27 protein-coding genes, 1 tRNA gene and 6 pseudogenes are annotated in these 24,930 nt (G+C 51.3%); 25 read left to right on the top strand and 9 right to left on the bottom strand.

All coding sequences use genetic code 11. From position 1 onward, the window contains the following. Positions 1-211: 211 nt before the first annotated feature. From NSQ51_RS09595 to NSQ51_RS09570, 6 genes and pseudogenes are all read left to right on the top strand, one after another. A complete protein-coding gene (locus NSQ51_RS09595) occupies positions 212-727 on the top strand; it encodes a DoxX family protein (protein ID WP_121650126.1) in 516 nt (171 codons plus the stop codon). 253 nt (positions 728-980) lie between these two features. After that, positions 981-1,199: pseudogene (locus tag NSQ51_RS09590) on the top strand (AMP-dependent synthetase); the annotation flags it as partial. Then, on the top strand, positions 1,188-1,340 hold the full coding sequence (locus tag NSQ51_RS09585) for a hypothetical protein (RefSeq protein ID WP_310794017.1): 153 nt from the start codon (positions 1,188-1,190) through the stop codon (positions 1,338-1,340). The pseudogene NSQ51_RS09590 and the gene NSQ51_RS09585, both read left to right, overlap by 12 nt. A 474-nt stretch (positions 1,341-1,814) precedes the next feature. Continuing rightward, positions 1,815-2,099, top strand: a complete 285-nt coding sequence (locus NSQ51_RS09580; protein ID WP_015375228.1) for an autorepressor SdpR family transcription factor — start codon at positions 1,815-1,817, stop codon at positions 2,097-2,099. Beyond that, the gene (locus tag NSQ51_RS09575) at positions 2,086-2,733 is read left to right on the top strand and encodes an SdpI family protein (protein WP_049624780.1); all 648 of its coding nucleotides are present in this window, start codon (positions 2,086-2,088) and stop codon (positions 2,731-2,733) included. Before NSQ51_RS09580 ends, NSQ51_RS09575 begins: the two co-directional genes overlap by 14 nt. 89 nt (positions 2,734-2,822) lie before the next feature. After that, on the top strand, positions 2,823-3,026 hold the full coding sequence (locus tag NSQ51_RS09570; RefSeq protein ID WP_049624781.1) for a hypothetical protein: 204 nt from the start codon (positions 2,823-2,825) through the stop codon (positions 3,024-3,026). Here the strand turns inward: NSQ51_RS09570 and NSQ51_RS09565 are convergent. Further along, entirely contained in the window at positions 3,009-3,191 is a 183-nt protein-coding gene (locus NSQ51_RS09565) for a small acid-soluble spore protein H (protein WP_049624782.1), read from the bottom strand. The genes NSQ51_RS09570 and NSQ51_RS09565 overlap by 18 nt on opposite strands. A 205-nt stretch (positions 3,192-3,396) precedes the next feature. Between NSQ51_RS09565 and NSQ51_RS09560 the strand changes: the two genes are divergently transcribed. Both NSQ51_RS09560 and NSQ51_RS09555 read left to right on the top strand, forming a co-directional pair. Beyond that, a complete protein-coding gene (locus tag NSQ51_RS09560; RefSeq protein WP_230581416.1) occupies positions 3,397-3,666 on the top strand; it encodes a hypothetical protein in 270 nt (89 codons plus the stop codon). Beyond that, complete coding sequence (locus NSQ51_RS09555; RefSeq protein WP_230581419.1) at positions 3,573-3,959, top strand: aminotransferase class I/II-fold pyridoxal phosphate-dependent enzyme; 387 nt, start codon at positions 3,573-3,575, stop codon at positions 3,957-3,959. Before NSQ51_RS09560 ends, NSQ51_RS09555 begins: the two co-directional genes overlap by 94 nt. A 151-nt stretch (positions 3,960-4,110) precedes the next feature. Here the strand turns inward: NSQ51_RS09555 and NSQ51_RS09550 are convergent. Both NSQ51_RS09550 and NSQ51_RS09545 read right to left on the bottom strand, forming a co-directional pair. Next, positions 4,111-4,184 (bottom strand) — tRNA-Pro (locus tag NSQ51_RS09550). A 225-nt stretch (positions 4,185-4,409) separates the two neighbouring features. Next, positions 4,410-4,871 carry a Uma2 family endonuclease gene (locus tag NSQ51_RS09545; RefSeq protein WP_049624783.1) on the bottom strand — a complete coding sequence of 154 codons (462 nt, stop codon included), beginning with the start codon at positions 4,869-4,871 and terminating at the stop codon, positions 4,410-4,412. Positions 4,872-5,006: 135 nt separating this feature from the next. On the opposite strand from NSQ51_RS09545, the gene NSQ51_RS09540 reads away from it, so the two are divergent. The 12 genes and pseudogenes from NSQ51_RS09540 (at position 5,007) to NSQ51_RS09485 (ending at position 15,465) form a co-directional block, all read left to right on the top strand. Further along, the gene (locus tag NSQ51_RS09540; RefSeq protein WP_049624784.1) at positions 5,007-5,582 is read left to right on the top strand and encodes a Uma2 family endonuclease; all 576 of its coding nucleotides are present in this window, start codon (positions 5,007-5,009) and stop codon (positions 5,580-5,582) included. A 136-nt stretch (positions 5,583-5,718) separates the two neighbouring features. Further along, a complete protein-coding gene (gene glsA, locus NSQ51_RS09535) occupies positions 5,719-6,645 on the top strand; it encodes a glutaminase A (RefSeq protein WP_049624785.1) in 927 nt (308 codons plus the stop codon). 13 nt (positions 6,646-6,658) lie between these two features. Next, positions 6,659-7,063, top strand: a complete 405-nt coding sequence (locus tag NSQ51_RS09530) for a hypothetical protein (protein ID WP_033017209.1) — start codon at positions 6,659-6,661, stop codon at positions 7,061-7,063. Between the two features lie 559 nt (positions 7,064-7,622). Next, positions 7,623-8,870: a transposase gene (locus NSQ51_RS09525; protein WP_341085273.1), complete on the top strand. Its 1,248-nt coding sequence runs from the start codon at positions 7,623-7,625 to the stop codon at positions 8,868-8,870. A 70-nt stretch (positions 8,871-8,940) separates the two neighbouring features. Further along, positions 8,941-9,135: pseudogene (locus tag NSQ51_RS09520) on the top strand (carbohydrate ABC transporter permease); the annotation flags it as partial. A 244-nt stretch (positions 9,136-9,379) separates the two neighbouring features. Next, positions 9,380-9,874, top strand: a complete 495-nt coding sequence (locus NSQ51_RS09515; RefSeq protein WP_230581417.1) for a MaoC/PaaZ C-terminal domain-containing protein — start codon at positions 9,380-9,382, stop codon at positions 9,872-9,874. Next, entirely contained in the window at positions 9,762-10,775 is a 1,014-nt protein-coding gene (locus NSQ51_RS09510; protein ID WP_121649983.1) for a LacI family DNA-binding transcriptional regulator, read from the top strand. The genes NSQ51_RS09515 and NSQ51_RS09510 overlap by 113 nt, the downstream gene beginning before the upstream one ends. Before the next feature lie 141 nt (positions 10,776-10,916). Further along, the gene (locus tag NSQ51_RS09505) at positions 10,917-11,489 is read left to right on the top strand and encodes a Gfo/Idh/MocA family oxidoreductase (protein ID WP_233434059.1); all 573 of its coding nucleotides are present in this window, start codon (positions 10,917-10,919) and stop codon (positions 11,487-11,489) included. Then, positions 11,411-11,995 (top strand): Gfo/Idh/MocA family oxidoreductase, encoded by a 585-nt coding sequence (locus tag NSQ51_RS09500; RefSeq protein WP_233434060.1) that lies wholly within the window; start codon positions 11,411-11,413, stop codon positions 11,993-11,995. The genes NSQ51_RS09505 and NSQ51_RS09500 overlap by 79 nt, the downstream gene beginning before the upstream one ends. 494 nt (positions 11,996-12,489) lie before the next feature. Continuing rightward, positions 12,490-13,220 (top strand): annotated as a pseudogene (locus NSQ51_RS09495) (ThuA domain-containing protein). Between the two features lie 14 nt (positions 13,221-13,234). Beyond that, positions 13,235-14,390 (top strand): annotated as a pseudogene (locus tag NSQ51_RS09490) (Gfo/Idh/MocA family oxidoreductase). A 103-nt stretch (positions 14,391-14,493) separates the two neighbouring features. Next, positions 14,494-15,465, top strand: coding sequence for a sugar phosphate isomerase/epimerase (locus NSQ51_RS09485; protein WP_053532584.1), 972 nt, complete (start codon positions 14,494-14,496; stop codon positions 15,463-15,465). 96 nt (positions 15,466-15,561) lie between these two features. Here the strand turns inward: NSQ51_RS09485 and NSQ51_RS09480 are convergent, their stop codons facing one another. Together NSQ51_RS09480 and NSQ51_RS09475 are read right to left on the bottom strand one after the other, a co-directional pair. Further along, positions 15,562-15,894, bottom strand: coding sequence for a hypothetical protein (locus NSQ51_RS09480; protein ID WP_015375207.1), 333 nt, complete (start codon positions 15,892-15,894; stop codon positions 15,562-15,564). 69 nt (positions 15,895-15,963) lie between these two features. Continuing rightward, a complete protein-coding gene (locus tag NSQ51_RS09475) occupies positions 15,964-16,422 on the bottom strand; it encodes a CBO0543 family protein (RefSeq protein WP_233434096.1) in 459 nt (152 codons plus the stop codon). Between the two features lie 198 nt (positions 16,423-16,620). Here NSQ51_RS09475 and NSQ51_RS09470 point away from each other — a divergent pair, with 198 nt between their 5' ends. From NSQ51_RS09470 to tnpB, 5 genes and pseudogenes are all read left to right on the top strand, one after another. Beyond that, positions 16,621-16,947 (top strand): nucleoside triphosphate pyrophosphohydrolase, encoded by a 327-nt coding sequence (locus tag NSQ51_RS09470; protein WP_033015496.1) that lies wholly within the window; start codon positions 16,621-16,623, stop codon positions 16,945-16,947. Then, complete coding sequence (locus NSQ51_RS09465; protein ID WP_121650143.1) at positions 16,940-19,387, top strand: DEAD/DEAH box helicase family protein; 2,448 nt, start codon at positions 16,940-16,942, stop codon at positions 19,385-19,387. The genes NSQ51_RS09470 and NSQ51_RS09465 overlap by 8 nt, the downstream gene beginning before the upstream one ends. A 73-nt stretch (positions 19,388-19,460) precedes the next feature. After that, positions 19,461-19,772, top strand: a pseudogene (locus NSQ51_RS09460) (DUF1445 domain-containing protein); the annotation flags it as partial. 242 nt (positions 19,773-20,014) lie between these two features. Then, positions 20,015-21,178, top strand: a complete 1,164-nt coding sequence (gene trpB, locus NSQ51_RS09455; protein WP_033015484.1) for a tryptophan synthase subunit beta — start codon at positions 20,015-20,017, stop codon at positions 21,176-21,178. A gap of 208 nt (positions 21,179-21,386) precedes the next feature. Continuing rightward, positions 21,387-22,499: pseudogene (gene tnpB, locus NSQ51_RS09450) on the top strand (IS200/IS605 family element RNA-guided endonuclease TnpB). 196 nt (positions 22,500-22,695) lie between these two features. Here tnpB and NSQ51_RS09445 read toward each other — a convergent pair. The 4 genes from NSQ51_RS09445 to NSQ51_RS09430 all read right to left on the bottom strand — a co-directional run bounded on the left by NSQ51_RS09445 (position 22,696) and on the right by NSQ51_RS09430 (position 24,819). After that, positions 22,696-23,049, bottom strand: coding sequence for an exosporium glycoprotein BclB-related protein (locus NSQ51_RS09445; RefSeq protein ID WP_121650144.1), 354 nt, complete (start codon positions 23,047-23,049; stop codon positions 22,696-22,698). Then, entirely contained in the window at positions 22,965-23,324 is a 360-nt protein-coding gene (locus tag NSQ51_RS09440; RefSeq protein WP_289492952.1) for a bis-aminopropyl spermidine synthase family protein, read from the bottom strand. Before NSQ51_RS09440 ends, NSQ51_RS09445 begins: the two co-directional genes overlap by 85 nt. A gap of 133 nt (positions 23,325-23,457) precedes the next feature. Continuing rightward, entirely contained in the window at positions 23,458-24,129 is a 672-nt protein-coding gene (locus NSQ51_RS09435; RefSeq protein WP_033015477.1) for a hypothetical protein, read from the bottom strand. A gap of 15 nt (positions 24,130-24,144) precedes the next feature. After that, complete coding sequence (locus NSQ51_RS09430) at positions 24,145-24,819, bottom strand: GNAT family N-acetyltransferase (protein WP_015375151.1); 675 nt, start codon at positions 24,817-24,819, stop codon at positions 24,145-24,147. Positions 24,820-24,930 lie beyond the last annotated feature (111 nt).

Raw genomic sequence — 24,930 nt, 5'->3', positions numbered from 1 at the left:
TTTATTTTATTTTCCGGTATGAGAGGCAAGACGCCAATCCTTTTTCCTGTGAGGAAAGGCCTACTGCGATGGAACGAATCTTGCATTTATCATTCCGTCATAACTTTTTGAAGATATTGTGAAATAGTGAGCAACTCTGCGCCGCCAGGCGAAAAAACGATTAAGATAAAAGTGTAAGGAACATCTTCCAAAACGAAAGGGGAGAAACACGATGGTTGTCAAATGGTTGCGCGAACACGTCACGGCATCGGTGTTGATGGTCGTATTCCGCTTGTATTTAGGATATGAATGGATGACGGCAGGGTGGGAAAAAATCACGCAAGGGTTTGACGCCACCGGATTTTTAAAAGGAGCGTTGGCGAAAGCCGCTGGGGAACATCCGGCCGTGCAAAGCTGGTGGGCGGGGTTTATCGAACACGTGGCGTTGCCGAATGTCGGATTGTTCAACGTTCTTGTGCCATGGGGTGAATTTCTCGTCGGGATCGCGCTCATTCTCGGATTGTTTACGACGTTTGCCGCCCTCATGGGAGCTGTGATGAACTTCGCCTTCATGTTCTCAGGCACGACGAGCACGAACCCGCAAATGGTGCTTCTTACCGTCTTTCTCCTCGTCGCCGGGGCCAATGCGGGACGATACGGCTTGGATCATTGGGTGCTGCCATATCTCCGCCACTGGTGGAGGGATAAAACGCATCGTCCACACCGACCGGCCTCAGCGCATCAATGACCGTCACCAAGCCGCATGCGCTGCTTCAGGCTTCCTCCTTTTCCGAACGGCCGCTCCTTCTCCAACGTGGAAGGGGGTGGTCGTTTGCCGCGTCGGATAAAATGATTGGCTGTTCGAGAAAGGAATTTGGCGAATGACGGCGAAATGATATGCATATGGATGAAGCAGGAGACATGAACAAGTATTTGAAAGCGTTTTCTGAAAGGTAACATACTAACCATTCAGTATTTTTTTATAAGGGATGGTGAAACGAATGAATGAAACACGCCCATACTGGCCGAGCGGGCTGCCGAAGGAACTCCGCTATGAGCTCGGCGAACAGCCGCTCTATGGCTATTTGCGCCATCGCGGCGAACGCGAGGAAAACGAGCCGGCGTACATTTTCTATAACAAGGTGATCACGTGGGGAACCTTGCTCGATCACGTTCACCGTTTTGCCCGCTATTTGCGGGAAAAAGGGGTGGAAAAAGGAAAGGTGGCGCCGTCTGAGTTGATCGAATGGGCGAAAGTGCATATGGCGGCGTTCAAGTATCCGCGTTATATCGAATTCATCGATGAATTGCCGGCGACGCCGTCAGGCAAAGTATTGCGAAAGCTGCTTCCAAGAGAATAAATATAGCGGCGGAGTTTGGCGCGGGCCGCCCCGCCTTTTCCGAAAAAAGGGGGATCACGGTGGACAATTTGCGGCAATTAACAGACGAACTGATGGCGAAAAAAGCGAGCGGCTGCTCGCCGCTTGGCCGACGGGGGGTTAATGGAAGTTAATGGGGAATCCCCCTCCGCCAGTGGCGGAGGGGGTGGCGCTGGGCTGTTTCTCTTTCATCGAGGGGCAGCGGTCGGATGCCGCATGTGAGAGGTGAAAAGTCGAAAAATACATTGACAATCCAATGGAAATGGAATATTCTTTAATTAGAAAGATGTCTAAATATCGAATGTTTTTGTCCGTATTTAGATAATTTCCTAAATGTCTAACTATAGACCGGCATGAAAAATCGTTTGCATGTGCCGCGTACGAAGCTGTGATAAACGAAAGATGCCCCTTTAGCGGTTCATCCAACGAAAACTCGTTTGCAAGGTGGAATCGCCATTGTCATTCAACGAAGCGTTTAAAGCGATCGCCGACCCGACGCGCCGGAAAATTTTATCCTTGTTGCGGAACGGGGAGTTGACAGCAGGGGAGATCGCTTCGCATTTTGATATGCAAAAACCGAGCGTCTCGCATCACTTGAAAATTCTCAAACAGGCTGATTTGGTGCAAGACCGGCGTGAGGGACAGCATATCTACTACTCTCTGAACACGACGGTGTTTCAAGATTTGCTGCGCTGGTTTTACGATTTTGTCGAAAGGGGAGAGAAACATGTGGAAGAGTAATCGGCTTGCGATCATGCTTACAGTTTTCGCCTATGTCATCAGTCTGGCTGCCATTCCTTATTTGCCGGATCAAGTGGCCATTCACTGGAACGCAGCGGGTGAAGCCGACGGCTTCAGCAACAAATGGTTGGGTGCCTTCCTTCCCCCCTTATTGATGACATTTCTCATCATATTGATGGGAGTGCTGCCGAAGCTCGACCCGAAAAAAGCCAATTACAGCCGCTTTCAAAAAAGCTATCGTATTGTCAACGCGGCGCTTGCCTGCTTTTTCTTGCTTTTGCATATTGTAACGTTGGCGTACAATCTCGGAGTTCCGGTCGATATTGGACGGCTTGTGCCAGTTGGTGTTGGAGTGCTGTTCATCGTGTTGGGAAACTACATGCCGAAAATCAAACCGAATTATTTTATCGGCATCCGCACGCCGTGGGCGTTGGAAAGCGAGGCCGTTTGGAACAAAACGCACCGCCTTGGCGGCAAGGTGTTTATCGCGATGGGGATTTTGTCGATGCTCACCGCGTTTTGGCGCGGGGAGATGAGGGTTGTTTTGTTTCTCGTCATCATCGTTGTCGGCAATTTGTATCTCATCGTTCAATCGTTTCTTTATGAGCAGCAAGAACAGCGCAACCGTTCATAAATAGTTTGAGGCGAGAATGCTCTCTTTCCCCTTCGCTATCGTAAACCCGTCTCATTCGGGGCATGCTAGGGATGAAGGAGGGGAGGGCGATGAAACGGAAACCGGACAACCAACGCGCCGGGCATCCGGCCCGCGCCGCCGACACACGGACGGCAGGCCGGACAGCGATGAAGGAACAAACGGTGCAAGAGGCCTACAAAGAGCGGGAAGAGCTGACGGCCGATTCAATCAAAAAGCGGGAGAAAGGGCGATTCCTTTCTCTCGCTTTTTTGCGGTTAAGCATGCTCTTCTAAGCTGGCGACCGGCACGCTTTGTTTTTGCTTCGGGTTGTCAAGCGGGTGGATCGTTGCTACGCCTTTTTGCTGGTCGACATGCTCAATGTAAATGCGCTGGCCGTTGTACGTGACGTTTGCCATCACCGGCGACGACGCGATTTCTTGCGCCCGACGGACATCCATCTGAAACACCTCCTTATTTGCCGATAACACGCATAGTATGACAGGTGTGCGATTGAACTATGCATGTGGCTGAGATCGGAAAGAATAATTTCCAAAACAATGTGCTAAATAATCAATCAACAAAACCGACCATCTTTTCCTAGCCGATTCACACGTTTTAATGTAAACTGTTTTTTACAAATAGTTTACATATAAGGGGATGGGGATGAAAACCGAACTAACCGCCCAACTGCTCGAATGGGAACAAAAAGCGCAAAAACGCCAGCTGCGCCGGGCAGAGGCTTCAGGCGCTACGGTCATCCTGAACGGAAAGCCGATGTTGAATTTAGCGTCCAATAATTATTTAGGGTTGGCGGATGATAGGCGGCTCATCGAAGCGGGCTGCGAGGCGATGAGGCATATAGGGCCGGAGCGGGCGCGTCGCGGCTCGTCGTCGGCAATCATCCGCTCTATGAGCGGGCGGAAGCCGCGTTGAAACAATGGAAAAAAGCAGAGGCGGCTCTTATTTTCAACAGCGGCTACACGGCCAACATCGGCGTGTTGACAGCGTTAATTGGCCGAGATGATCTTGTCTTTAGCGATGAGTGGAACCATGCGAGTTTAATTGATGGCATCCGCTTGAGCAAAGCCGCCTGTTTCCGCTATCGACATAATGACATCGATCAGCTGGAATCATTGTTGAAGCAATCTCCGCCCGCGACGCCATCCGGCCGCCGACCGTCCCTGAGGGAACGGCGCGCATTCGCTTTTCCATCACCGCCGCGATGACGGAAGAAGACATTGATATGGCGATTGACCGTATCGCTTGGGCAGGAAGGCAGATTGGATTGATTTCATAGGGAAAAACGGCGTCACGAGGAGGAAACGCGTGAGAGAACAAAAAAACCAGCCGGACGTTTTTTCGGCTGGTTTCCTTCGATCGGGATGACAGGATTTGAACCTGCGACCCCACGCACCCCATGCGTGTGCTCTACCAAGCTGAGCTACATCCCGAAATGGATGGTGAGACATTTTCGATTATACAAGAAAAGCAGGACAAAATCAATGGCGAATTTTGCGTTGAGTTGGAAAAGGATGCCGTTGAAAGACTAGCGGCATCTTTGTTGCTGACAAGTCTGTTTTTTTCTGTTTTCATGCTCCTTTGAACGTATCTTCCTCTGTCTGTCCTTCCGCCACAAAAACTGCCGATAGGCCGAAAAGAATGGTTTTCCCCGTCTTCTACACGCCTTGGAAAACGAGCGCGGTGTCAATCGTTCCGATCACAGAATCGAACGTTTCTCCGCAGGCGATGATCGTCTCGGCGTATCGATCATGTTCGAGTGTGCACTGACGGATCGTTTTGTTGTATGGGTCAACGATCCAGTATTCTTCCACTCCGTAGGCGCAGTACAAATCTTTTTTCAGCGTCACATCGATTTTGTAGGTTGACGGGCTGACAACTTCGATGACAATGAGCGGCCGCCCCTTATAGCCGCCGATGATTTTTTCAGGCCGTTCGCAATAGACAGCGACATCCGGCTGGATAAACTCGTTCATCACGTTTCCGTTCTTTTCGAGTTTCACGGACAAGTTTGAAATCGGTTGACATGGGCTTTTTCCTTTGATCATGGAAACAAGATTGTCGCAAACGATTTGATGTTCCCATGACGGGGACGGGGACATGTTGATGGCTTCTTGCATGCTCCTCACCTCTTTTTCATTATACTTGAAACCGGTCTCTCTTGCCTACAACGGGTTGTGGAGAAAAAGAAAACGCTAGGTTGCCAGGCGGTATTCAAGTATACTAAAAAGAAAAGAGGAAAGGAGGCCGTTTTCATGCCAGCGCCGGAAAAAGGGCCGCCGTTTACTTATGCGCAATATATGATGCTTGACGAAGATGCACGCTATGAGGTCATTGACGGCCAAGTCTTCAACATGTCTCCCGTTCCAACGCCGAAACATCAGGCCGTGCAACATGAATTGCTGGTGGAATTTGCGGCCTATTTGCGTGGGAAAACATGCACCGTATTTGGCGCTCCGATCGACGTTTGTTTGGCGGATCGGGATGATCCGGAACAAATTCGCGAATGGGTTGAGCCGGATCTTGTCATTGTCTGTGACAAAAGCAAAATTCGCGAAAAACGAATTGTTGGCGTGCCGGATCTCGTTGTGGAGATTATTTCAAAATCGACGGTGCGCAAGGACAAAATTGTCAAATTTCATCGTTATGAGCGGGCAGGGGTGAAAGAATATTGGATTGTCGATCCGATGAATGAGACGATTGATGTCTATGTGCTTGAAGAAGGGAGATTCCGCCATCAAGGAATGTACGTCCGCGATGATACGATTCCCGTTCGCCTGTTTCCTGAACTGGCGATCGAATTAAAAAACGTATTTGCCGAAGAAGAATAAGAAAAACGGCTACTGTTCAAATCGCATGCTCCCCTTGTTTGTTTGCTGGGACGGATCCATTTCGCGGGGGAAGAGGTGATTGTTTGCCATATTTGGGCATAGAAACGGAAAAAACAGGCGATACTAACGATCGGTGATGCCTGTGTACAACGAAGAAGAACTGGCCCGGTTTGTCGAAGAAGCGAAGCTGTACGCCCGCTACGGCAAAGTGGCCGATTACATTCCCGCTTTAGGCAAAGCGAATCCGAATGAACTGTCCGTCGCCGTCTACACCCCGGACGGCAAAGTGGCAAGCGCCGGGGATGTGACGGTGAAAGTGACGCTGCAAAGCATTTCCAAAATTCTTGCCCTGGCCCTTGTGTTGATGGATCACGGAGAAGATGAAGTGTTCCATAAAGTCGGCATGGAGCCGACGGATTATCCGTTTCATTCCATTGCCAAATTAGAGGAAAAGCCTGCCAAGCCGCTGAATCCGATGATTAATGCCGGCGCGCTTGTCGTCACGTCGATGATTCAAGGCGGCTCGGTGTCCGAACGGCTAGAACGGCTGTTGGCGTTTGTTCGCCGATTGGCGGGCAACGAACAGATCGCGTATTCGGAGGAAGTGGCCCGCTCCGAATTTGAAACCGCGTTTTTGAACCGTTCGCTTTGCTATTTTCTCAAGCAGCATCGTATCATTGACGAAGATGTCGAAGAGCTGATGGATTTGTACACGAAGCAGTGCGCCATTGAAATGACGTGCATCGACTTGGCGCGCATCGGCTTGGTGTTCGCGCTTGACGGGCGCGACCCGCATTCGGGCGAGCCGATCATGCCGCTTGATGTCGCCCGCATTTGCAAAACATTTATGGTCACGTGCGGCATGTACAACGCATCCGGCGAATTTGCCATCAAAGTCGGCATCCCGGCGAAAAGCGGCGTTTCAGGCGGCATTCTCGCCGCCGTCCCGGGCCGGTGCGGCATCGGTATTTTCGGCCCGGCTCTCGATGATAAAGGGAACAGCGTGACCGGGGTGAAACTGCTCGAGCGGCTGTCAAAAACGTATTCATTAAGCATTTTCTAAGGAGGAAATCACGATGAAAACATTTACGGTCCAGTTTCACCGCGAAGACGACGTCGAAGCGATGAACGTCGGCAAGTTGAGCCAAGAGGATTTTGACAAGGCGACCGAAGGCGGGACGCGGCATTTGTTTGACCTTGACACCAATATCGGCTATTTCGTCTTTTTCGACGCTGAGGACAACGAAGGCAACGTATCGTATTTAATGCTTCAATACGAAGAAGACAGCGAAGACCCGAGCGCGTGCTACAGCTTTGAGCTGAAAGACTTTTACGAATTTATGGCGCTCTACTTAAACGACCTTGAATTCGCCGACGAAGAAGAAATGACGGAAGACGGCGAAGAGGAATACGGACCGATCCACCACCTGGCGCATTTGCTTTATCATATCGTTGAGGAAGGGAAGACGGTGGAGGTGTGAAGGAACATCCCAAGCGAGTTTGCTTGGGGTTCTTTGTTTATAAAGCAAAAAAAGCATTTAGGGACTTGACGAACGATTTTTCGGCAATGTAAGATGATTTTGTAATCGATTACATAACCAAGGTGCAAAAAGAAGCTGGTAAAGCGGGCAGGGTGACCGACGGCCTAGACAGGTTGCTTTGGTTGAACAGGGAAGCATGGGAACACTGCACGTTTTCAGCTTCGAGAGGAAAGCAAGAAAAAAGCGGACATGAGGGTGTTCATCGTTTTGTATGTAATCGATTACAAAGAATGTGTATAGACAAGCAGTGGGGGATGCCAAGTCAAACGTCAATGGATGTCATGTCCAGGAGGTGATTGGGGCAGTCGAAGCAACCACTATACGCGATGCCATGCGGTGTTTGACAAATCCAAAATTTAACTTAATTAGGCGAGAAGACTCCCACTTCAACGAAGCGAAGCGGAGTAAGTGGGAGATGAATCGCCTTAACTATATTTTGCTGAAAATAGGATAGATTCAGTAAAATATGGTATAATATAGTTAGATGGGAGGTGAAAAAATGTATTTTTGTATCAAACAACAGCTAAATGGTTTGACCAAAGAAGAATACTTGACTCTTCGAGAACTGTGCCATATTGCCAAGAACATGTACAACGTCGGATTGTACAATGTCAGACAATACTATTTTGAACACAAGGAATTTCTTAATTATGAGAAAAACTATCATCTTGCAAAAACTAACGAAAACTATAAGCTGTTAAACAGCAACATGGCACAGCAAATTTTAAAAAAGGTCAATGAAGCCTTTAAATCTTTCTTTGGTTTGATCAGTCTTGCCAAACAAGGAAAATATGACCACAAGGCTATCAGTATTCCAAAATATCTTAAAAAAGATGGCTTTCATTCACTGATCATTGGCCAGATTCGTATAGACGGCAACAAATTCACGATACCGTATTCTCGCCTATTTAAAAAGACTCACAAGCCTATCACGATAACGATTCCGCCTGTGTTACTGGACAAAAAGATTAAGCAGATTGAAATCATTCCTAAGCATCATGCCAGGTTCTTTGAGATTCAGTACAAATATGAAATGCCTGAAGATCAAAGAGAATTAAACGACCAAAAAGCACTGGCAATTGATTTAGGATTAAACAATCTTGCCACTTGTGTCACATCAGACGGCAGATCATTCATCATTGATGGGCGGAGATTAAAAAGTATAAATCAATGGTTTAACAAAGAAAATGCCAGACTTCAAAGCATAAAAGATAAGCAAAAAATCAAAGGCACCACTCGTAAACAGGCTTTGCTTGCTATGAATCGCAATAATAAAGTGAATGATTATATCAACAAGACTTGCCGTTACATCATTAACTACTGTATTGAAAATCAAATTGGCAAACTTGTCATTGGCTATGCGGAAACATGGCAACGCAATATGAATCTAGGAAAAAAGACAAATCAAAACTTTGTCAATATTCCTCTCGGTAACATAAAAGAAAAACTAGAATATCTTTGTGAATTTTACGGCATTGAATTCTTGAAACAGGAAGAATCCTATACGTCTCAAGCCAGCTTTTTTGACGGCGATGAGATTCCTGAATATAATGCCGACAATCCAAAAGAATATAAGTTCAGCGGCAAACGTATTAAGCGCGGCTTGTATCGAACAAAGTCTGGCAAACTAATGAATGCTGATGTCAATGGCGCATTAAACATCTTAAAGAAAAGTAAAGCTGTAGACCTGAGTGTCTTATGCTCTAGCGGCGAAGTGGACACGCCTCAAAGAATAAGGATTGCTTGAAGCAGTCAAACTTCTTTGGAAGCCCCCACTTCAAATTTTCGCTAGAAAATTAAGTGGGGGTAGTTCACTTGCCTTGACGATCAATACGGCGGAAAAATACAAAACCGTTCCGGTCGGCATTGCCATGTTCCAAGGCCAGTATACGATCCCGTGGGGCGAAATTTCCGCGGCCACCGTGATTGTGACGATCCTGCTCGTCATCATGGTGCTGTTGTTCCAGCGCCGCATCGTTTCCGGGCTCACGTCCGGTTCGGTAAAAGAATAAGGAAGAACAAAGGGTGCCGGCCGGCATCCTTTTGTTTTTGGAAACATGAAGCACGGAGGGGCAGTTCTATCCGCTCCACTCCGTTCATATGTTAATGACAGACGGGCTAACGGGGAGGGATGCGTAAAGGCCAAAGATGATATGATTAATATTCAGAATATTAACAAAATATACAGTGGCAGCCGTGAAAGGGGGTGGAATTTGTTTTTACTCTTTTTTGCACCAACCAAGGGGAGGGGAAGGCGTGCGATTTGACCGTCCGTTTGAACAGTATGCGCTTGGCGAACGCCACCGCTCGCGCGGGCGAACGATTACCGAAGCGGATATTGTGCGGTTTGCCGGCGTTTCCGGCGATTTTTACCCGCTGCACATGGATCAGGAATACGCCAAGCGGACGCCATTTGGCGAGCGCATCGCCCATGGGATGTTGACGCTGTCAGCGGCGACAGGGCTGTGGATGATGGAGCCGGGAGTGGTCCTGGCGTTTTATGGCATCGATTCACTTTGTTTCGTTCGTCCCGTCAAGATCGGTGATACGATTTACGTGGAATCGGGCTTGACAACCGTCCTGTCTTTCCAATATGATGGTAATGTAATCGATTACATAAGCGAGAGGACTACGACCAATGGCAAGCATAAAAGATGTGGCGAAACGGGCGAACGTATCGACGGCGACCGTGTCGCGCGTGTTGCGCAACACGGGCAACGTCACCGAGGAGACAAGGCAGCGCGTGCTTGAAGCCATTGAAGCGCTGAACTACCAGCCGAACGTGCTCGGCCGGTATTTGCGGCGGATGGAGACCGAGACGGTGCTCGTCGTCGTGCCCGATATTACGAATCCGTTTTTCTCGAAGGTGCTGCGCGGCATTGAAGCGGTCGCCCTCAAGCACGGCTATCAGGTGCTGCTTGGCGATACGCAAAATGACGCGCGGCTTGAGGAGCAATATTTGAACGTATTGCCGCAGCGGCAAGTCGACGGGATGATTTTTTTGACCGCCCGCATCCGCAAAGAGCTGATGGAAGAGATGGCGCGCCAGTTTCCGATCGTCTTGGCGTGCGAGTATCTCGAAGGGACGGATATCCCGACCGTGTCCATTGACAATATCAGTAGCGCCCGCAAAGCGACAGAACACTTGATCCGCCTCGGCCATTGCCGCATTGCCCACCTGTCCGGGCCAATGAACATCATTTTAAGCCGCGATCGGCTGCGCGGCTACCAACAGGCGCTGGCCCAGCATGAGCTTGAGGCGGACGCTGCGCTCGTGCAGGAAGGTGATTTTACCTATGAGTCCGGATATCATTTGACGCTCAAGCTACTCGCCCTTGAGAAGCCGCCGACAGCGATTTTCGCCGCCAACGATGAGATGGCGATCGGGGCGGTTAAAGCCATTCGCCATCGCGGCGGGCGCGTTCCCGACGATGTAGCCGTTGTCGGATTTGACGACATTCACATGGCCTCGATTTTTGAACCGAGCCTCACAACGATCGCCCAGCCGATGTTTGAGATCGGGCAAAAAGCGATGGAATTGCTGCTTGCGCTCATTGAAGGAACGAGCGCGCGGCGGCGTCAGCTTGTTCTTCCCGATCGGCTCGTCATTCGCGATTCGTGTGGAGGAGAGCGCTCTGGGCAAAGGGGCTGACAGCGCTCTCTGTCCGGTGCGGGGGAACGGGCGGATTTTTTTGCATGGTGATGTAATCGATTACATCACTTAGAAAACGGACGGCGAATCGGTGGAGCATATGGGACAGAGAAAACAAATGAGCGCAAGGGGGAAAAGGACATGGGAAACACACTTCCAATCCGCCTCGGCTTGATTGGAGCTGGAGGCATTTCCAAAGAACATATCAAGGCGGCGCTAAACCTTTCCGAGCGCGTCGTCTTGCAGGCGATTTGCGACGTCAATGAACAAGCGGCCGCGGAGAAAGCGAAAACGTACGGCTTCCGTGAAGTGTATCGCGACTACAAGGAACTGCTCGCCTCACCAGATGTCGATGCCGTCATCATTACCGTGCCGAATTTTTTGCACGCCCAAGTGTCAGTCGACAGCTTGCGGGCCGGGAAACACGTGCTTTGCGAAAAGCCGATGGTGACGAAAGCGGAAGAGGCCGACGCCATCATCCGCGCCCGTGATGAGTCGGGAAAACAGTTTATGGTGTCGTTGAACAACCGCTTCCGCCAAGCAGCGCAATGGCTGCATGAGCGAATTCAATCCGGTGCGTTCGGCGAGATTTATTACGCGAAAACGGGCTGGGTGCGCCGCCGCGGCATTCCCGCATGGGGGCATGGTTTTTTGACCGCGAGCGCTCCGGCGGCGGTCCGCTCATTGACTTGGGTGTCCATATGCTCGATGTGACCCTTTGGCTGCTCGGCAATCCGAACCCGGTTGCCGTGACAGGGAAAACGTACGCGAAGTTTGGCCCGCGTCGCCAAGGGGCATGGCCGGGAACGACGTTTTCGCCTGATGCCGCCTATACGGTCGAAGATTTCGCCGCGGCGTTCATCCAGCTCGAAAATGACGCGACGGTGCTGCTGGAGACGAGCTGGGCGTCGCACATTGAAGAAGAGCGGGCATATGTCGAATTTCTTGGCACGGAAGGCGGCGTGCGCTGGGAGTGGAACATCGCCGGCAACCGCCAAGAAGTGAAATGGTTCCGCAACGAACACGGCGTTTCGGCCGATGTCACGCTCCATTTTGAGGACCAGGGCGAACGGGTGGCGCTCCTTGACCACTTTGTCACGAGCATCACGGAGGAGACGGCACCGCTTTGCACGGCGGAACAAGGGCTTATGATCGCTAAAGTGTTGGAAGCGATTTACGAGTCGTCCGAACAAGGACGGCAAGTCCGCATTGAATGGTGAGAAGCGGTGCTGGCTTCCCGCGAGCTGTGAACCAAAAACAAGCCGTCCTTGCCTTTGTCAACTACCCCCACTTAGCTAACGCTTGAAGTGGGGGCTTGCAACTCCCCAGAAGTACAAGCGGACTTCGTCCTCCTTCCTTGACTTGGGGTTGCATCAGGGCAGGTTGACAACTACCCAACGACGCAGGTCATGCCTGCATCGTTACCGATTCTCTCGGTGTGTCTGTTGGCAGTACTTGGCTTCCACACACAACAGACGGATCTACGCTCGATGTTTTACGGTTACAACGTTTCCTGTAACCAACTCCATACATCGAGTAGCAGTTATTGGAGTGCCTTTATTAAACGGTTTTCTCCACGCCTTTATTATATCATACACAAAAGAAAAGGGGAACGCGCATTCCTCTCCCACTTACTCCCTTTGGTCGTTGAAGTGGGAGTCTCCTGCGCGAGATAGGATGAACGCAATCCGAAAAAAACAAGGGGGATCCATGAATGACTACACCCATTCGCGTCGTCGTCTGGAACGAATTTCGCCATGAAAAGAAAAATGAACAAGTAAGAGCCATTTATCCGGAAGCATGCATACTGTCATCGCGAGCTACCTGGCTGAAGCGGGATTTGACGCCGCGACCGCTGTCTTGGATGAACCGGAGCACGGCTTGACCGACGAGGTGCTCGACCGGTGCGACGTCCTCGTCTGGTGGGGGCATATCGCCCATGACGAAGTGAAAGATGAGGTGGTCGAACGCGTCCACCGCCGCGTGCTCGAAGGAATGGGGCTCATTGTCCTTCATTCCGGCCATTTCTCGAAAATTTTCAAAACGCTGATGGGGACGACATGCAATTTGAAATGGCGCGAGGCGGATGAAAAAGAGCGTCTCTGGGTCGTCGCCCCGGGCCATCCGATCGTCGAAGGAATCGGTCCGTACATCGAGCTTGAGCAGGAAGAAATGTACGGCGAGTTTTTCGACATCCCAGAGCCGGACGAAACGATTTTCATCAGCTGGTTTGAAGGTGGAGAAGTGTTCCGCAGCGGCTGCACGTTCACGCGCGGGAAAGGGAAAATTTTCTACTTCCGCCCTGGCCATGAAACGTATCCGACGTACCATCACCCGGATGTGCTGAAAGTGATCGCCAACGCCGTCCGCTGGGCCGCGCCAGTCAACCGCGGGGAAATCGTTTTCGGCAACGTCAAGCCGCTTGAGCCGATCAAAGCGAAATAAGGAGGGGTGACGCCATGAACCGGATCAACGTCGGTATTATCGGCACCGGCTTTTCCGCTTCTTCCCATATTGAGGCGCTCCGCCGCCTGCCGTTTGTGAACATCGTCGCCATCGCCTCAAGCAGCCAAGAAAAAGCGGAGGAAGCCGCGCGCCGATTCGGGATTCCGAAAGCGTACGGCGACTACCGCGCTTTAATTGACGACCCGGACGTCGAAGCCCGTGCACAACTGCACGCGCAACGTCCTCCATTTCCCGATCAACAAGGACGCGCTCGAGGCAGGGAAACATTTGTTGTCGGAGAAGCCGCTCGCCATGGACAGCGAACAGTCGGCGGAATTAAAGCGGCTCGCTGCACAAAGCGAAAGCCTTAGCGCGGTCTGCTTCAACTACCGCCACTACCCGCTCGTTGTCGAGGCGAAAGAGCGGCTCGCCCGTGAGGTGAAGCGCGTTCATTTCGTGTACGGCGGCTATGTGCAAGACTGGCTCTTGTATGACACGGACTACAACTGGCGGCTCGACCCGGCGCAAAACGGCCCGTCGCGCGCCATCGCCGACATCGGCTCACACTGGTGCGACACGGTGCAATACGTGCTCGGCAAGAAAATCGTCGAAGTGTTCGCCGACTTGCGCACTGTCCATCCGGTCCGCTACAAGCCGAAGCAGGAAGGGAGCACGTTTGCATCCGGGCATGCTCAAGACGCCGAGCCCGTCCAGATTGACACGGAAGACGGCGGCAGCGTGCTCGTCCATTTTGATGACGGCACTCACGGCGCGTTTACGATTTCGCAAGTGAGCGCCGGCCGGAAAAACCGACTCTATTTTGAAATCGCCGCCGATGAGATGACGCTCGCCTGGGACCAAGAGCACCCGAACCGCCTCTGGGTCGGGCGCCGCAGCGGCCCGAACGAAGAAATCGTCCGCGACCCGGCGCTTTTGTCGCCGCAAGCCGCCGCTTACGCCCATTACCCGGGCGGCCATGAAGAAGGCTGGCCGGACGGGCTGAAAAATTTGTTCCGTGATTTTTATGGCGCCATCATCCGGAAACAATGCGGCGAGGCGCTTGGGGAACTGCCGTTTGCGACGATCGCCGACGGCCACCATACGATGAGGATCGTCGACGCCATTTTGGAAAGCCATCGCACAAAACAATGGGTGCGGGTGGCGGAATAAGCGTGGGAGTTCGTTCGATCCGCTCATCCGACGAGAAGCAACAACAGCGCGGCGCGGCGGCCGTCCGGCCGTTGCGCGCCGTCAAAAGGGGGAGAATGACAAAATGAAAGTAGGCGTATTCACCGTCTTGTATCAACAGCTGCCGTTTGAGGAAATGCTGGACAAAGTCGCCGCCATGGGCATCGAAGCCGTTGAGCTTGGCACCGGCAATTACCCGGGCAGCGCCCATTGCGATCCCGACGCGCTGTTGGATCAGCCGGAAAACATCAAAGCGCTGAAAAAAGCTGTCGCCGACCGCGGCCTCGTCATCAGCGCGTTAAGCTGCCATGGCAACCCGCTTCATCCGGACAAAACGTTCGCGAAACAGTCACATGACACGTGGCGGAAAACGGTCAGGCTCGCCGAGCAGTTCGAAGTCCCGGTCATCAACGCCTTCTCCGGCTGCCCGGGCGACCATCCCGGCTCCAAATACCCGAACTGGGTCACATGCTCCTGGCCGCCGGATTACTTGGAAATTTTAAAATGGCAATGGGAAGAAGTCGTCATTCCGTACTGGCGCGAAGAAGCCGCGTTCGCCAAGGAGCACGGCATCACGCAAATCGCCTTTGAAATGCATCCGGGCTTTGTCGTCTACAACCCGGAAACGCTCCTCAAACTGCGCGAACATGTCGGCGACGCGATCGGCGCCAACTTCGACCCGAGCCACCTGCTTTGGCAAGGCATCGACCCGGTTGAGGCGATCAAACTGCTCGGCCGCGAAAAAGCGATTTTCCATGTCCATGCGAAAGACACGTACCTAGACGAAGCGAACATCCGCAAAAACGGCGTGCTCGATACGAAACATTACAGCCAAATCCTCGACCGCTCGTGGGTGTTCCGCACCGTTGGCTACGGACAAAGCGAAAAAATGTGGCGCGACATCGTCAGCGCCCTGCGCGCCGTCGGCTACGACTACGTGCTGTCGATCGAACATGAAGACATGCTCGCTTCGATCGATGAAGGGCTGTCCAAAGCCGTCGCCCTCTTGAAAAAGGTGTTGTTCAAAGAAGAACTGCCGGAGATGTGGTGGGCATAAAAAGAAGGCGGCAAGGGAAAATGATCCCTTGCCGCCCGCCGTTTCAGCGTAAGCGCGAAAAAGACCCTCCAACGCCTGCCAAGAGGCGCACCTGCTTTAGACCACTTGCGCCGTCTCGCGGCCTACGCGCCCTTTCATGAACAGCAGCCGGTGCCCGTCCACCGTCAAATCGATCATCGCGCCATCCAACACATCATCGCCTGACTTTTTTCCGTTTGCCTGCAAGTACGCGACCCGGTACCACTTGCGCCCGTACTCAAAATACATGTACCGCCCGCGCCGGAAATCGATCCAAAACTTCACCGCCTCGCCATTTACGTTCTTCCATACATACCCCCACGCCCGGTCTTGGCGGATCGGCGCCATTTTTGGACGCGCGGAATTGATGGCTTCATAATACAGGCGGTGTTTGATGTCAAACAGCACCATTCCGTTTGCCTCCTTTTGGACATGATACTATATGTATAGCGCCAAACGGGCAAAAATAGACATGCTGGCTCACTCATTTCGTCTCAGCATTCGCCCTGCGAGCAACCGAACGGCCAACGTCAACAGAAACATTGTAACGAGTGAGTATTCCCACTTCCAACCATGATATTCGATCAAATCCGTATACCGTTCAAAGACAACCTCAAGGGCCGTCAGCACCGCCGCATACCCCGCGCATTGCGCCGCCACACCCGGCCAGCGCGCCCGGCGCGAGGTGGCATAGACGTACACACTGACAACCGGATAGAGAAGATATTCAAAAATGACGCTGTTATTTGTATAAGAAGCAAAAAAACGGACCGGATACTCGAGCAGTCCGGCCCCCGCCACGATCGAACCGAAAAAACTCGCCGCATATGAATTGAGCAAAAACGAAAGCCATACTTCCCTTGGTGAAAAAACGCGGAAGCTGAGCCCCAGCAAACCGATGCCCACCGCAGCAAGAAGCCAAAGGATCGAGTGTTCCATCATAGCCCCCAAGCGCGAATGATGTCGATTTTTCTTAGTATGGAATGAAAGAGGGGGGAGTATGTGAAATTTTTGGTGTTTTCATTTTGCAACAGGCAATAGGCCTTAGAAACGACGGTCTTCTGTGTGTTCTTTCCTATGAAAAAAAGGCGAAATTTTGTAAAATGGTAGTATAGTTTTGTAAATGGAGGAATGGACATGCCGATATACAACAAACTCGTTCGCGACTGCATTCCCACCATTATTGAACAAGCGGGAAAAACGTTCACAACCCGCATACTTGACGATGAAGAGTATAGGAAAGAACTGCAGAAAAAAGCGTTTGAGGAGCTTGAGGAATACGTCCAAGCGGAAACGGATGAGGCGGCTCTTGAAGAGCTCGCAGACGTGTTGGAAATTATCCATGCTTTGGCTGAATGCCATGGCGCTTCGATCGAGCAAGTGGAACAAATCCGCGCCAAAAAGGCAGAGAAGCGCGGCGGCTTTCGGGAGAAAATTTTCTTGATTGAGGTTCACGATGAGTAAGGTGAAATTGATTTCCAACCGTCTCCTTGACAAGCTGCAGGAACAGATGAGCCGCTCGTCGACGATATACATACTGACATCGTTTGCCATGAAGTCCGGGGTTCGCTTATTGAAGGACAGTTTGCGGGCAGCTGCAGGGCGGGGGGCGGATATCAAAATTTGCGTTGGTGATTACTTGTTTGTCACTCAGCCAGAGGCGTTGCGCGAGCTCATATCCATCCACCCGGACATCGAGGTCCGCTTGTATCGGAGTGAGGGAATGTCCTTTCATCCAAAAGCGTACCTATTTGAAGATACAGAAGGCGGCTACTTCATTGTCGGTTCTTCCAACTTGTCCCGTTCGGCGCTCACTGACGGTGTCGAATGGAACCTTGGACTGGATAAGAGCGTTGATGAGGATGTATTTGCCGAAGCAATGGAGCAGTTTTTAAAGCTGTTTTACGCTCCGGAAACGGTGCCGGTCAATGCCGAAACAGCCGCTGACTATGAAAAGCAGCATCAAGACTATCATCAGCGGCACCCCAATTTAGCCCGCATATGGGCGGAGAATGAGGAAATCGAGTTGATGCTTCCGACGGAAACGGAGAAGAAGCAAGAGGAGGAGACGGCGGACAAGATCGATGTTGTCCATGAAACGGCGGCGCCATATGGAACGATCCAGCCGCGCTTTGCCCAAGTTGAGGCGTTGGAGCGGTTGGAAGCTGCCTATGAAGAAGGGTACGACAAAGCGATGGTTGTCATGGCGACCGGACTGGGAAAAACATACTTGGCCGCTTTTTTTGCCCGCCGTTTTTCGCGGGTGCTGTTTATCGCCCATCGCGAAGAAATTCTTCGCCAGGCGAAGCAGTCGTTTGAACGCGTGATTCCTGATCGAACAGCAGGACTGTACGATGGCAATCAAAAAGAAGGAAATGCCGACATGGTGTTTGCCTCGATCTTTACGTTGAGCATGAAAAAACATTTGCATTCGTTTCGTCCCGACGCATTTGACTTGATCATTGTCGACGAGTTCCACCATGCGGCAGCCCGCTCGTACGAACGCGTCCTTTGTTATTTTCAGCCGAAATTTTTGCTTGGCATCACTGCTACTCCAGATCGGAGCGACAACAAAGACGTATACGCCCTTTGCGACGGAAATGTCGCGTATCGCATCGATTTTATCGAAGCGGTGCAGCGCGGTTGGTTGGCTCCCTTCCATTATTACGGGGTCTACGACGACACAGACTATTCGCAAATCAAGTGGCTTGGCAATCGCTATGATGAGGAAGAGCTGCTTCAAGTGCAGCTTCGCGAGGAGATGGCGGAGAAGATTTTGCGAGCGTGGGAGAAGTATAAGAAAACAAGGACGCTTGTCTTTTGTTCATCGATCAGGCAAGCTGATTTCCTGTCCCAATATTTCCAGCGTCACGGCTACCGGACGGTCAGCCTTCATTCGAAGCAGACGGCCATTTCGCGCCAGCAGGCCATTGCCATGTTGGAGCGCCGTGAATTGGATGCTATTTTCACCGTGGACTTATTCAATGAAGGAGTGGACATTCCTTCCGTTGATACGCTCTTATTTGTAAGGCCAACGGAATCCTTAACTGTCTTCACCCAGCAAGTGGGGCGCGGGCTGCGGCTGTATGAAGGGAAAGACTATTGCGTCATTATCGATTTAATCGGAAACTACCGCAATGCGGATGTCAAACTGCGTCTGTTTGATACGTGGCGAGATGAGACAAAGAAAACGGCGCGGGAACCCATTGTGCCAACCGTTCCAGAAACGTGCGAACTGCATCTCGATGTTCAAGCCATCCATCTTCTCGAAGAGATGCAGAAAAAACGCCAGCCACGCAAAGAACGGCTGCTTGCCGATTATCGGCAGTTGAAACAGGAGCTTGGCAGACGGCCGACGTATTTGGAACTGCATCTTCATGGTCGGAGCGAAGCGGCGGAGTATAAATCAGAGTTCGGATCTTACGTCGGGTTTTTATATTGGGCAGACGAGTTGTCCGATCTAGAAAAGGACGTGTTCCGAAAATACGAATCGTGGCTTGTTGAAGTGGAACGTACGGTGATGTCAAAAAGCTATAAAATGGTTGTTCTAAAAGCCATGCTTGAACGTGGACCGTCCGGATGGCACCAACCAATTACACCGCAGGAGGCTGCCCCGTTTTTCCATCGGTATTTAACGGAAAAAGAATACCGAAAGCGCATCGATTTTTCCGACGGAGAAACGAAGCGCCTCTGGGAATATGACCAGGAAAAGGTGAGCCGGTTGATCGCCCGCATGCCGATGACGAAATGGAGCGGCAGTTCGAATGGGCTGATTTCCTTTGCAAACAACGTTTTTGCGCTCCAATTTGCCATTGAGGACGAGCATCAAGAAATATTGCACAACTGGACAAAAGAGATTTGCGAGTATCGATTGCATGTGTATTTTGAAAGGAAGGGGGGATGAGAGAACTCTTCTCTTTTTTATGGTAGTTTACGGTGATTGCAAGAAAATACTGTCGGGCATCAGATTCGAGCAAGTGGTTGTAAGCATGCGCCCGATTCCCCATAAGGATGTTGTCAGGGCGGTTCAAGTCACGAGCCGCTTCCCGTCTGTTCATGGTGCCCCTATTCATATTGGCGACCCGAAACTTATAGGGATTCATGATATTTATAAGCCTGATTTTGGGGATCCGGTCACCATCCGTGAGGAGGAAACCCCGGTATTTTGGGCCTGTGGGGTCACCCCCCAAGCGGTTGCTATGGAAGTAAAGCCGGATATCATGATTACGCATGCCCCAGGACATATGTTTATTACCGATCTGCGCGATGAGCAGCTTGGGGTTTTATAAGCTGAACTGCCTGCTCTGGTTGGTGAATATCCGAAGTGGGAAGCTGTGAGGGTGCGGCTGTACGGCGGCTTTGCAGCAGCACATGCTCACCGCACTAGCAGTGAATGCTTGGCGTCTGGTTGTGCGGTGGGCCGCTCCTTTTTTTAATGTTTCAAAAAGTAAAAATTATTGATTGACTTGCCTGTCAAAACAGTCTATTCTGTTACTGTTACGACTTTTAGGAAGCAGAGGAGAGATGAGCAATGAGTGTAGCGCAGGAAAGAAGAGGGTATTTTGGCGAGTTTGGCGGCAGCTTTGTTCCGCCTGAACTGCAGGAAGTGCTTGACTACTTGGAAGAGCAGTTTCTGAAATATAAAGATGACCCGGAATTCAATGAGGAGTTTCGAACCTATTTGCGGGAGTATGTCGGCCGTGAGAGTCCGCTGACGTTTGCGGCGCGGTTGACGGAGCGGCTCGGCGGGGCGAAGATTTATTTGAAACGTGAGGATTTAAACCATACCGGTTCGCATAAAATCAACAACGTGATTGGGCAAATTTTATTGGCGAAGCGGATGGGCGCGAAGCGGGTCATTGCGGAGACAGGCGCAGGCCAGCACGGGGTGGCGACCGCTACCGCATGCGCCATGTTTGGCATCGATTGTACCATTTATATGGGAGAAGAAGATACGAAGCGCCAGGCGCTCAATGTGTTCCGCATGGAGCTGTTAGGGGCGAAAGTCGTGTCGGTCTCGAAAGGTCAAGGACGATTGAAGGATGCCGTGGACGAGGCGCTGAACGATCTTGTGCAAAACTATAAGACTACATTTTACTTGCTTGGTTCGGCGGTTGGTCCGCATCCGTACCCGTCGATGGTGAAACATTTTCAGTCGGTTATTAGCGAAGAGAGCAAGCGGCAGATTGTAGAGAAGGAAGGACGTCTTCCGGATGCGGTAGTGGCCTGCGTCGGCGGGGGAAGCAACGCCATCGGGGCGTTCGCCCACTACTTGGATGAACCGAGCGTGCGGCTCATCGGTGTCGAGCCGGAGAAGGCAGCGACGTTAACGAAGGGCGTTCCGGCCGTGTTGCATGGATTCAAGTGTTTGGTGCTCCTTGATGAAAATGGAAACCCGCAGCCGACATACTCGATTGCCGCCGGGCTTGATTACCCGGGCATTGGTCCGGAACATAGCTACTTGAAAGTGTCCGGGCGGGCTGAGTATTATACGGTCACGAACGAAGAAGTGCTTGAGGCGTTTCAACTGCTGTCTAAAACAGAAGGAATCATCCCAGCTCTCGAGAGCGCCCATGCGGTGGCGTACGCTATCAAGCTTGCGCCGACGTTAAGCAAAGACCAAATCATCATTGTGAATTTGTCGGGGCGCGGGGATAAGGATGTTGAGCAAGTGTTTTCCATGTTGCAATCGTGAAGAAAGCAGGCGGTTGTTCACGACGGTGTTCGCGTGAAGCCGCCTGCTTATTTGTGATCATCTTCCGCCGAGAAAATCTCGCTTTTACCCGTAAATGTAAGTCGGGATGAATCCGGGCTTCCTTTGCGAATCTCCCTATTGCCCCCAATGGGCAAAAAGTATACAATGGATGTAAATAGAACAAACGTTCTTTTTGAGGGGGAGGGCTATGCACAAAGCCTATCGCTTTCGGCTGTATCCCACCCGAACACAGGCAAAACTCCTCAACGAGACGATTGGGTGCTGAAGATTTGTGTACAATCACTTTTTGGCCGAGTGGAAGGAGACGTATGAAACCACGGGAAAAGGACTCGGCTACAACGAGTGTTCCAAACGATTGACAGCTTTGAAGAAAACCCTTCCATGGCTGAAAACCCCTGATTCAACCGCCTTGCAAAACGCACTGCAGCAGTTGGCCGAGGCGTTTGACCGGTTCTTCGAGGGAACGGTGAACGCTCCCCGCTTCAAAAGCAAAAAACACCCGAACCAATCGTACACCGCCCAGTGCAACTACCCAAAGAACGGACGCCCTACGATCGAAGTGGACGGCCATCGGTTGAAACTTCCCAAGCTCGGATGGGTGAAGTTCGCCAAAAGCCGCGAGGTGGAAGGCCGCATTCTCTCCGCCACGATTCGTCGAAATCGAGCGGGGAAGTATTTCGTCTCCATTCTCGTGGAAACGGATATTCCCCCATTGCCCCAAACCGACAAGAAAGTGGGCGTCGATTTGGGGTTGAAACAGATCGTAGTGCTTTCCACAGGCGAAACGATCGAACACCCCCGGTATTGGCGCCGGTATGAAGAAAAGCTCGCCTACTGGCAGCGGGTGATGGCTCGTCGAAAGCCAGGCGGTTCGAACTGGGAGAAAGCCCGTTTGAAAGTGGCCAAGCTTCATGAAAAAATCGCCAACTGCCGGAACGATTTCCTGCACAAACTGTCCACCCGCCTCATCCGCGAAAACCAAGTGGTGTGCGTGGAGGACTTGCGTGTTAGGAACATGCAAAAGAATCGCAAGCTGGCTAAATCCATTTCCGATTCCGCGTGGGGGAGTTTTCTTCGCATGCTCGAGTATAAAGCGACATGGTACGGGCGGACGGTGGTTCGTGTTGCGAGCACGTTTCCCTCGAGTCAATTGTGCTCGTGCTGCGGGCATCGGCACGTCGAGGTGAAATCGCTTGGCATTCGCGAGTGGGTGTGCCCCGCCTGCGGAGCCGAACATGACCGGGACCATAACGCTGCCCGGAATATTCTAAATGAAGGGCTTCGACTGCTGTCGTTGTAGGGCGGCTGAACCGTGGGACGCACGGGGATGGCTTGGCGGACATCCTGCCGCGGGGCGGGTGTTCCCAAGAATCTCCCACCTCGAAATGCGGGCGGGAGAGCGTTCAACTGAACGGAGAGGGATTATAAGGCCGCTTGTTTGCAGCGGCCTTAGTTGAGCGCTCCAATGAGCGCATCCTTGGTATCACAGTGAGGCGCTAACTAATCGCCACTCCTGCACTCGCATACCCCATGACGGAAGCGGCGATTGAAAGGCCGGAAGTGGTGATGAAAAACGCCATGAGCAGCCGGTCGCCAGTATTGACAGGCACGTTTAATCCTGTGATGATGCCGCTGTCGTTTTGGGCTAGGGAGATGGGAAAGGTGATTGATGGCGTTAATGTAATGAGCGTGCCTGGAATAGGCGAAAATACGTTGCTGGATGGAGAAGTGGCGATATACAATTGAGCGCGGATCGTAGCCGTTCCTAAAAGCGCTGTGCCCGTTGTGGCGGAAAAATTGGCTGCGACAGCAATAATGATTCCTGAACCTTGAAGAACGCAACTCCGCATGCAGATGTCAGGAAACGGCGAACAAAACGCCCGCCCTCGGCAACGGGTATTCCCGCTGCAGAAGGCGGGCAGTCTCGCCCCATCAGATCTCCCTGTTGGGCCATCAGTGCCAGCCGCCGAACGGTTGTCTCGGGCGTCACATACCCTTGGTCAAAGTCGGGCGTCGCCTTGGGCCGCATGGCTGCGATATCTTGAAAAGCAGCAAGGACGCTGTCAAAAGGCGGCCTCAGAACAATACCGCGCCCCGCGCAAACCTCACAGCGCTGTTCGGCCACCCGTTCTAGGCCCATACCCCTTTCCAGCAGCGAAATAGCATTTTTGCTGCTTTCGATAGGGAAACGATAAAAGACGCGCTGAAGTTGGAAGAATTTTTTTAAGGTTCCATAAGCATGGTGTTTTTATTAAGGTTTAAATCGGTAATAGCGGTATGGTGTTTTTCGCCTCTAGTTTTTCCATCATTTCATACCAATCCCTTGGTTTGTTCGATAAGACAGAATAATAACGTTTCAAAAACTTCACAACAAGATCCGCTGGAAGTTCATTCACGCTATCGTCCATCGGAAGGAAACAAAGATCAAGCCCGGTTACGGCTTCTCCATCATTGTTCCAAGATGGATGGACATAAGGGAAGTCAAGCCGCTTATATCCCAAATGAGATAATACCTCACGACGAACATATGGATCCATCGGCTTAATCCCGCCAAATTCATAATGCTTCACCCGATAAGGATCATAAATCTCGGCGAACATGCCATACAACTGCTTTCCATTTGCAGCGGCCCAATTTTGTAAATCCTCCAGCCGCTTTTTGGCTAAAAACCGGCCGATCCCCAGTCCTGCTTGGCCGATAATGGTGAAATCTGTCATCGCGACATTTAAATCTTCATAATAACGGTACTCCGTTGCGCCTACTACCTCTCCTTCGTGAACAGCAACGCACACACGAATTCCCGGATCTTCCAGAGGCTCTTTCCACAAATCAAATGCCAATACTTCTTCCGGAGGAAATACATTTTGCATCAATTGATGCATTTTCTTAAACAAAGGGTCTTCAATGCTCGTAATTCTGCGATACTCCATTTTCATCATTCTCCTTTAAGATTTTGCGCGATAAAAAGGATTTTTCCATTCCATCAGTGCAGCATAATTGCACGATTCTTCATCTTCTAAATAGTTCGCCACCACTTTGACAGGTGTGCGGCCGCAGCGAAGCAGGAAGGTAATAACAGGATCTTTCAATTTGCCTTTTACTACCGCTTCGAGATATTGCTCCGCTGTCATCTCATGCGCTTTTTTATGATAGCCAGGCATCCTCCCTCCGCCTAACAGCCGCTCTAGTCCCAAATGAACAACCACTTCATACATGGATAGCATCAGCCATTTTCCCAGCCCCCATTTGCGGTAGGCAGGGCGCACGCCAATATCAACGACATAAAGCGTATTCCCGTTTGGGTTATGGTTGCGGATATATCCATGATCCGTGATCTCTTCCCATGTATGGTCCGGATGGCTGGGGTCAAAGTCGACAATAAGCCCTGTCATTGACCCCGCAATTTCGCCATTCACCTCAACACATAAGGCTCCCTCCGGAAAGAGTGTCACATGGTTTTTCAGCTGTTCCGTATTCCACCATAATTCAGACGGGAATGGCGGAGGAAAACTTTCCTGTTGAATGCGGATTAATCCAGGAAAGTCCTTTTCTTCATAATTTCGGATCACCGCTGGAACAGGACGATCTTGGTCAAAGACATAAAACTCCTTTCGATACATTCTTATCCCTCCTCTCTCATTATCGGTATTGTCAAAAGTTTATCCTCCACACTCACGGTTTTCCCTTGAGTTTCAACGGTTGGAAGAAAAAAAGCTTGCCACCCCCGTTGT

The organism is Geobacillus sp. FSL K6-0789 (assembly GCF_038593135.1).
Classification (GTDB): Bacteria; Bacillota; Bacilli; order Bacillales; family Anoxybacillaceae; genus Geobacillus; species Geobacillus stearothermophilus.
This window is presented reverse-complemented; position numbering and strand designations above follow the sequence as displayed.

Excerpts from the sequence above, each read along its gene's own strand:
- NSQ51_RS09545 (WP_049624783.1), bottom strand. The coding sequence starts at position 4,871 with ATGCAAGAAGCCATCAACATGTCCCCGTCCCCGTCATGGGAACATCAA.
- NSQ51_RS09540 (WP_049624784.1), top strand. The coding sequence starts at position 5,007 with ATGCCAGCGCCGGAAAAAGGGCCGCCGTTTACTTATGCGCAATATATG.
- NSQ51_RS09485 (WP_053532584.1), top strand. The coding sequence starts at position 14,494 with ATGAAAGTAGGCGTATTCACCGTCTTGTATCAACAGCTGCCGTTTGAG.
- NSQ51_RS09510 (WP_121649983.1), top strand. The coding sequence starts at position 9,762 with ATGGCAAGCATAAAAGATGTGGCGAAACGGGCGAACGTATCGACGGCG.
- NSQ51_RS09530 (WP_033017209.1), top strand. The coding sequence starts at position 6,659 with ATGAAAACATTTACGGTCCAGTTTCACCGCGAAGACGACGTCGAAGCG.
- NSQ51_RS09595 (WP_121650126.1), top strand. The coding sequence starts at position 212 with ATGGTTGTCAAATGGTTGCGCGAACACGTCACGGCATCGGTGTTGATG.
- NSQ51_RS09465 (WP_121650143.1), top strand. The coding sequence starts at position 16,940 with ATGAGTAAGGTGAAATTGATTTCCAACCGTCTCCTTGACAAGCTGCAG.
- NSQ51_RS09505 (WP_233434059.1), top strand. The coding sequence starts at position 10,917 with ATGGGAAACACACTTCCAATCCGCCTCGGCTTGATTGGAGCTGGAGGC.
- NSQ51_RS09500 (WP_233434060.1), top strand. The coding sequence starts at position 11,411 with ATGGGGGCATGGTTTTTTGACCGCGAGCGCTCCGGCGGCGGTCCGCTC.
- NSQ51_RS09565 (WP_049624782.1), bottom strand. The coding sequence starts at position 3,191 with ATGGATGTCCGTCGGGCGCAAGAAATCGCGTCGTCGCCGGTGATGGCA.
- NSQ51_RS09470 (WP_033015496.1), top strand. The coding sequence starts at position 16,621 with ATGCCGATATACAACAAACTCGTTCGCGACTGCATTCCCACCATTATT.
- NSQ51_RS09525 (WP_341085273.1), top strand. The coding sequence starts at position 7,623 with ATGTATTTTTGTATCAAACAACAGCTAAATGGTTTGACCAAAGAAGAA.
- NSQ51_RS09475 (WP_233434096.1), bottom strand. The coding sequence starts at position 16,422 with ATGGAACACTCGATCCTTTGGCTTCTTGCTGCGGTGGGCATCGGTTTG.
- NSQ51_RS09560 (WP_230581416.1), top strand. The coding sequence starts at position 3,397 with ATGAAAACCGAACTAACCGCCCAACTGCTCGAATGGGAACAAAAAGCG.
- trpB (WP_033015484.1), top strand. The coding sequence starts at position 20,015 with ATGAGTGTAGCGCAGGAAAGAAGAGGGTATTTTGGCGAGTTTGGCGGC.
- NSQ51_RS09570 (WP_049624781.1), top strand. The coding sequence starts at position 2,823 with ATGAAACGGAAACCGGACAACCAACGCGCCGGGCATCCGGCCCGCGCC.
- NSQ51_RS09480 (WP_015375207.1), bottom strand. The coding sequence starts at position 15,894 with ATGGTGCTGTTTGACATCAAACACCGCCTGTATTATGAAGCCATCAAT.
- glsA (WP_049624785.1), top strand. The coding sequence starts at position 5,719 with ATGCCTGTGTACAACGAAGAAGAACTGGCCCGGTTTGTCGAAGAAGCG.
- NSQ51_RS09435 (WP_033015477.1), bottom strand. The coding sequence starts at position 24,129 with ATGGAGTATCGCAGAATTACGAGCATTGAAGACCCTTTGTTTAAGAAA.
- NSQ51_RS09575 (WP_049624780.1), top strand. The coding sequence starts at position 2,086 with ATGTGGAAGAGTAATCGGCTTGCGATCATGCTTACAGTTTTCGCCTAT.
- NSQ51_RS09445 (WP_121650144.1), bottom strand. The coding sequence starts at position 23,049 with ATGCGGAGTTGCGTTCTTCAAGGTTCAGGAATCATTATTGCTGTCGCA.
- NSQ51_RS09430 (WP_015375151.1), bottom strand. The coding sequence starts at position 24,819 with ATGTATCGAAAGGAGTTTTATGTCTTTGACCAAGATCGTCCTGTTCCA.